Origin of the sequence: Anaerotruncus sp. 80 (assembly GCF_009936115.1) — a bacterium.
GTDB classification, from domain to species: domain Bacteria; phylum Bacillota; class Clostridia; order Peptostreptococcales; family Anaerovoracaceae; genus Senimuribacter; species Senimuribacter intestinalis.
In genome coordinates this window covers 1-5768 of record NZ_QWES01000050.1, presented here as the reverse complement: position 1 = coordinate 5768, position 5768 = coordinate 1, and the positions used below count along the sequence as shown (strand labels likewise).

5 protein-coding genes, 1 other RNA gene and 1 pseudogene are annotated in these 5768 nt (G+C 38.5%); all 7 read right to left on the bottom strand.

The features are described from left to right. A pseudogene (locus D1155_RS15325) lies at positions 1–157 on the bottom strand (TnpV protein); the annotation flags it as partial. A gap of 339 nt (positions 158–496) precedes the next feature. Next, the gene (locus D1155_RS15320; protein ID WP_160203281.1) at positions 497–751 is read right to left on the bottom strand and encodes a hypothetical protein; all 255 of its coding nucleotides are present in this window, start codon (positions 749–751) and stop codon (positions 497–499) included. A gap of 28 nt (positions 752–779) precedes the next feature. Continuing rightward, entirely contained in the window at positions 780–1772 is a 993-nt protein-coding gene (locus D1155_RS15315; protein WP_160203280.1) for a virulence RhuM family protein, read from the bottom strand. A 782-nt stretch (positions 1773–2554) separates the two neighbouring features. Further along, positions 2555–2914, bottom strand: a transfer-messenger RNA (tmRNA) gene (ssrA, locus tag D1155_RS15310). Between the two features lie 122 nt (positions 2915–3036). Beyond that, positions 3037–4245, bottom strand: coding sequence for a site-specific integrase (locus D1155_RS16160; RefSeq protein WP_160203279.1), 1209 nt, complete (start codon positions 4243–4245; stop codon positions 3037–3039). A gap of 480 nt (positions 4246–4725) precedes the next feature. Continuing rightward, the gene (locus D1155_RS15300; RefSeq protein ID WP_160203278.1) at positions 4726–4998 is read right to left on the bottom strand and encodes an HU family DNA-binding protein; all 273 of its coding nucleotides are present in this window, start codon (positions 4996–4998) and stop codon (positions 4726–4728) included. Between the two features lie 472 nt (positions 4999–5470). Next, positions 5471–5728: a helix-turn-helix transcriptional regulator gene (locus D1155_RS15295; protein ID WP_160203277.1), complete on the bottom strand. Its 258-nt coding sequence runs from the start codon at positions 5726–5728 to the stop codon at positions 5471–5473. Positions 5729–5768: the final 40 nt, after the last annotated feature.

The following is a 5768-nucleotide window of genomic DNA, read 5'->3' as shown; positions in this document are numbered from 1 at the left end:
ATACAAAGATAATTTCCCCATTCACAATCTCCTTCGCACAAGCTCTTATGTTGTTGGGTCGCTCTGTCCATTCTAAGACGTTTTCTTCCTTTAAGCATTCCCTTCCTTGTGCCTGTTTCATGCTTCCTATGAGCCTTTCAAATCGTCCCTGTGCCTGCCATCGGAATAGTCGAGGACACGCCAAAACTGGAAAGCTCTACAAGAATCATAACTGTACCATCTTTTATTATGGACATGCTTGCCGAACTGCAGGAACTACAAAAAAGAAGCATGCGTATCATACAGGGAGATTAGAAAGATAATAGCTATGTCTTTACAACTGCTGAGGGCACCCCACAATATCCCAAGAACACTTATGGCTGGTTTAAGGCACCCATATGTCAAGCCCACGACAAAAATAATTAAAAACAGCAATTGCAAACATATTTCTTTATGCTTACAATTGCTGTTCATACCCTCATGGAAATAGGTGACAAATAAAGCTAATACAAAATCTTCACGACTGAATTATACTGATGATCTTTTGAAGTTCCTCGTAAATTATCTCTTCTGCAATGAAGCCTTCTGTTTGGCTGGTTTCTTTGTTTCTTCTCATTGCAATAAGAAAGGCAACAACATCCTTCTTGGTTTCTTTTGAAAGAATCAAAAATTCATGAGTTGTTACAAATACATTCATACGCGAATAGGCGTACTCTACATCAATAAATTCACTGAGAGTTGGCTGATAAATAATTCCTGCTCTGCAACCCACCTTTCTGCTTGCGTCAGATTAGGCAAAATTATTTTTTATCTTCCAACCCTTGTAATTCTTCTATACTTTCAAGAAAATGACATTCCACCGGAGAAAGGATATCCTCCTGCTTTTTCCGATATTTCTCGTATTCTCCATGCGCCTTTTCAAGAGCCTGTTTATGTGTAACTCTTCCTTTTGTAGTTAAAATATCCCTTCTTGTCATTTTCAGATAGTCGTCAATTGTTTCCAGCCAGTCTTTCATATACATTGGTTCTTGATTCAAGGCATGGACTTCCGCAATATCTAAATACGCCATAACGATTTTATTTAACGCATCTATTTCTTTTTCGTTTAAATAATTCTTTGCAACCTCTACATCAGAACGTTTAATCTCCTTTCCAGCCCATGCTGTTAATCCCATATTGTCTTTGTCCGCATCTGCCCGTTGATAAATTACTTCTGCTGCTGTTTGCTTATGAGCTGCCCAGTGCATTTTATTTTGTACTTGTTTAAAAAATATAATTGAATTCTCTGCTTTCGGATTGTAATCAATGCTGGTTGCATATATTTCCAATACTTTTCTCCAAAATACTTTTTCGGAAGAGCGAATATCACGGATGCGAGCTAACAATTCATCAAAATAGTTTCCGCCTCCGAGATTCTTAAGTCGATTATCATCTAATGCGAATCCTTTTTTCATATATTCCTTCAAAATAGAAGTAGCCCATATTCTAAACTGTGTTCCTCTCAGGGATTTTACCCGATAACCAACGGAAATAATAACATCTAAATTATAGAAATCTACCTGATAGGTCTTACCGTCAGAAGCAGTGTAGGCAAATTTTGCCCAAACTGCTTCTTTTGCCAATTCTCCTTCTTTAAAAATATTTCTTACATGTTTTCCAATTACACTTTTATCTCGTTGAAATAATTCGGCCATTTGATCTATGGAGAGCCAAACTGTGTCATGGTCAAATGTAACTTCTATTTTTGTGACTCCATCTTCTGTCGTGTACATGATGATATTTGATTGCGTCATTATATCCTCCGAATATTAGATATTTATAGATGCCTGAAGTTCAGGAATAAACAGCCGATAACTTAATCTTATTGAATATTCCCTAAAAATGAACATTATTCTTGTATAAAAAGAGATGCAAGAGAAGCATACTCCCAAATACGATTCCTCACGTTATCATTTTTTGAATGACGATACTATTCTCGCTTAATACGTGCACATCCATTGATATTGAATTGAACGAACTTCCCAACTGCTTTGCAGCATGGGAAATGCTAGTCACAGGAAAGAGCTTAAGGTAATCATATGCGATCCAAACGTTCTTAGTCAGCAATCGTATATCTTTTAAATGATTTTTTATCTTTGACCATAATAGTTTCATACTGTATCAGCAACTGATCTGATCTTTTTGCAACTTTGCCTATAGCATCTACAAAGAACTTAATCCAACGAATCTATTTTCAGTATATCACTAATATCGAAATAAATGAAGTGCGATTTATGGAGTTTATTTCAAAAAATAAAGAAATAATACAATATAATTTCAAAAGCAAGTTTCATGACTTCGGCACACTCATGCAGCTATATTATCCTCTATTGGCGTACAAATCGTTGATGTGTCCAAATGATTGGGCATAGCAACACAAGAATCACGCAAGAAATATATGAGTATTATTTTAGAAGTTCTGATAAGGGTGTGTCAGATAAATTAGAGCAATTTTATGAAGATATCACAAATTGTAGTCAAAATGTAGTCAAGAAAAAATCCAACGCCTAAAAACGTTGGATTTTCAATATTATCATGGTGGAGATGAGGAGAGTCGAACTCCTGTCCGAAAGCATTTCCACAGGACTTTCTCCGAGCGCAGCTGATGATTTAAAGTTCGCGCTTCTGACCGCCCGTCAGCAAGCTGACAGAAGCACTATTCCGTAAGTCCCTTACGATACCGGAAACTCTCGCAAGGTTTTCCTGTATAATCGATGCCAGATCTCCAGCCTACAGGTAAACCGGAGCTGACACGCGCGCTGCGTTAATTAAGCAGCAAATGCGAAATTGTTATTCTTTTTAGCGTTTATATTTAAACGGCCACTTTTAACGTAGACTTGGCGACTACGGCTCGCTGGTCCGGCTTCTACACCCCCGTCGAAACCTTTACACCCCCATAAATGTCTATATGGCTATTTTACAACACTTTTACTTTGTTTTCAACAGGAATAAATTGTATTATTTTGAAATATTTATGAAAAAAATCGCTCCAGTTCTCTATATTTGTCAAAAGAAAGTTCATCCATGGTCTCTCAGAAGAGCATTTTCAATGCATGAAGCAGTATGTAATTTGGAAAACTGTTCTCCTAAATGCGCATATCTCATCGTAGATTGTATGTTAGCATGTCCAAGCCAAAGCTGAATATCCTTCAATGATACTCTACGATCTGTATCCGCAAGTAAGACGCTGGCACAGCTGTGCCGAAGATCATGGAATCGTATAGGAGGAAAGCCATTCCGCTCCAAATGTCGCTTAAACTCCCCTGAAATATATCCTGGCGTATAAGGCATTCCATTATCTTTCGTAAAAACATACCCGCTATCATAATACTTCTTTGCTACCATGGCTTGCTGTTTCTGTTTCGACTGCTGTCGTAATAGCATTTCCTCTATAGGTTTCAATAACGGAAAAGTTCTATGACTTGCAAGGTTCTTTGTACGATCTTTTGCATCATATATAGTCTTATGTCCCTTCATCTGAACGGCTACAACTACATGACTGATTGTAAGCTGTCTGTTTTTGAAGTCAACTGCCTCCCACATAAGTCCTGATATCTCTGAGCGTCTAAGCCCATAATACAATGCTAGAAATACTGGAATCTCAATCCTACTGCCAATTACGCTGTCCAACAAAGCAATTGCAGTATCGGCCTCGTAATATGCATTCACGTTCGTAGGAACCTTTAATTTTGGCACGTACTGAACAGGGTTTTGCCATGGAGGAACAACTTGCAGTATTACTGCATATTTGAACATATCATTTAAAATATCCCTCTGATCCATTGCTGACTTTATTGACAGCTTTTCAGAAAGTAAGTATTCGATATATTCTTGGATTTCTCCACTCCCTATTTCTCTGACCGTATAGTTATGTATCAGGAAATATGGTCTCATCCACTTACACACACGGTTATAATATCCTGCATAAGTTGATGCTTCTACAACGTACTTTTTATAATTCAACCATCTGACACAAAGTTCCTGCATTTCCATATCATCAGTTACTTTAGAGTTTTCAAAAAATGCAATGTCAACTTTTCCCTCCTCATTTCTAAGCGGATCAAATTCGTGCCGATACTGTTCCAACAATTTCTCAGCATTGCGCTTATTTCCTTTAACTTTAAGACCTGTTGATTTCCACTTTGATGCAGGCTTACCATTTTCATCAGTATAAGTTAATACTATATACCAATACCCCTTCTTCTGCTGTAAATGTCCTGCAACCACCTGGCCTCCTTTCCCACGCTCACTTCACAGTATCGCATGTTATAAATTACGAGTCAAGGTAAAGAAACTTACCTGTTTCCAACTTATGTTCAGCATATTCTTCCAAAATATAATTCCAACATATTCTAGCAGCATCGGAATGGCATCCGATCCACCTTCACATTACTCCCATAAGCCTCATAAAGCATCTTCATCAGCACTCTTTCTTCTCTTCACGTTCAAAGTAAGCTGCCGCTGCTGCCATAAATACTACGGTCATCGGTATTACAATGAATGTAAAAAAAATTCCAAAATAATTCAACTTCTCGGCTCCTTTCATTATTTCACGCAAAAAACACTTGCAATTAGAAAACAGCCCCATTATAATTAATTTAAAGAGACTGCTTTGTTTACTTGCTGAAATTGCAGTTCAAACAAGTAAAGTTAGTGGTTATTGGATTTTAAGGTTTACGTTTCCGGTCAAAGTTGCGTAAACCTTTTTCATTTCAGTGCTTCTTTTAAGCGCTTCCCCGCTTTAAACATCGGTACTCTCGTTTCCGGAATTAGAATCTGCTGCCCCGTTTTCGGATTTATCCCCATATGCGCTGATCTCGTCTTTGTCTCAAAGCTGCCAAACCCTATCAGTTGAATTTTGCCTTCATTCTGCAGTTCAGATTCTATCACATTCTGAAAACCTTCTAAAACAGTTCCTACATCTTTCTGTGCCACCCCTGTTCTTTCTGCAATTTCCGTAATTAAATCTTTCTTGTTCATCAATTTACCTCCATAAAAATATAAGTCTGTGCTGGCAGCACATTGCAGGGGGGGATTACCCCCCTGTATATCTACTGCCATTGCGCAGTAATTTTCATTTTGTTAAACCATATTTGCTCTTCCTGCACCCCTGGTCCGGGCAACAATACTACATTCACACCGCTATCTATTACCTGATACGGACGCTTTGGTCTATGCTGGCTCATTTCATCGCTATTCCCTGCGCTGCAGGCAGTCTTCCAAAGTGGACCCGTGATCATAGGCGGCCAGGTCTTATCTCGTGAGCCTGGCTAATGTGTTGCTCATTGCGATTAGGTGTCTATGCGACTGCTCCCCTCCTTAATGCTGCTATTTTTAACTGGCAAACACTCCAACATCAATAAAATGCAGAAGGATCCTGGCAACTCTATATCGCAAATCGCAGTACAGTTGGAATATGTAGTTGTCAAGGTACAGAAATTTATAAAATCTCTTATAGAGACTTTATGCTATGAAAAACGCCATCACTATCTATTTCAACAGTTTCAAGCAAATCTGTGCCTGAAGGGACTCCGAAAAATGCCTCCAGACGTCGATATACCTGTAGGCTAGGTGTACGTTGCAGCAGTTCATACGCTTTTATAGTTGTTTTACCTACGCCTACTGCATCGCCCACCTGAGACAAGGTATATCCACGAGCGAGACGTTCTGCCCGCAGCTTTGTCACCTTTATTTTTTCTCTTTTTTTCATGCAACTACCTCACTCTGCTAAATTAAGCAGACTTTTTGTT

What these genes read in the sequence shown, in the direction of transcription:
- D1155_RS15315 (WP_160203280.1), bottom strand. Translation starts at nt 1,772, where the DNA reads ATGACGCAATCAAATATCATCATGTACACGACAGAAGATGGAGTCACA.
- D1155_RS15295 (WP_160203277.1), bottom strand. Translation starts at nt 5,728, where the DNA reads ATGAAAAAAAGAGAAAAAATAAAGGTGACAAAGCTGCGGGCAGAACGT.
- D1155_RS15300 (WP_160203278.1), bottom strand. Translation starts at nt 4,998, where the DNA reads ATGAACAAGAAAGATTTAATTACGGAAATTGCAGAAAGAACAGGGGTG.